The following is a 652-nucleotide window of genomic DNA, read 5'->3' as shown; positions in this document are numbered from 1 at the left end:
CATCCAACACAAACAACGCCGCCCCCGACACCGGAACCCCAATCGGCGGCACCGACCCCGCCACCAGCGGTGCACTGATCGACGCAAACACCGTCGTCTCAGTCGGGCCATAGACGTTGACCATCACCCGGCCAGGCGCCCACCGATCCACCAATTCAGCAGGACACACCTCAGCGCCGATCACCAACGCCACCGATTCCAAACCCTGCGCCGACAACGCCGCGACCGCCGACGGTGTCTGAGTGAGCACACTGACCTGCTCATCAACCAACAGAGCATGGAAATCCTGCGGTGAACTCACCACGTCTTCGGGTACGACGACTACCCGCCCACCATGGAGTAGGGCCCCCCAGATCTCCCACACCGAAAAGTCGAACGCATACGAATGGAACTGCGTCCACACCTGCCCCGCCGACAACTCCAGATGAACCTCGAACGAGTCGAACATCCGGGTGACGTTGTGGTGGGTGACAGCAACACCTTTAGGCACACCGGTAGTGCCCGAGGTGTAAATGATGTACGCAATATCGTCAGGATCAGGACCGGGCACCACCGCGGTGGTGGGTTGGGTCGTGATCGCCGGGTCCTCAACATCAATGACCCACAGATCACGGCCAGCCAGACCAGTAAGGCGCTCGGTGAGCGCTGTGGT

General features: G+C 61.2%; 1 protein-coding gene. It reads right to left on the bottom strand.

Annotation, left to right across the window (positions count from 1 at the left end):
- A partial coding sequence (locus DB708_RS23710; protein WP_165839905.1) for an AMP-binding protein occupies window positions 1-652 on the bottom strand: 652 nt, incomplete at both ends.

This window comes from Mycobacterium montefiorense (assembly GCF_003112775.1).
Classification (GTDB): Bacteria; Actinomycetota; Actinomycetes; order Mycobacteriales; family Mycobacteriaceae; genus Mycobacterium; species Mycobacterium montefiorense.
Note: the sequence above shows the minus strand (reverse complement) of the source record. Positions and strands in the feature narration are given on the sequence as shown.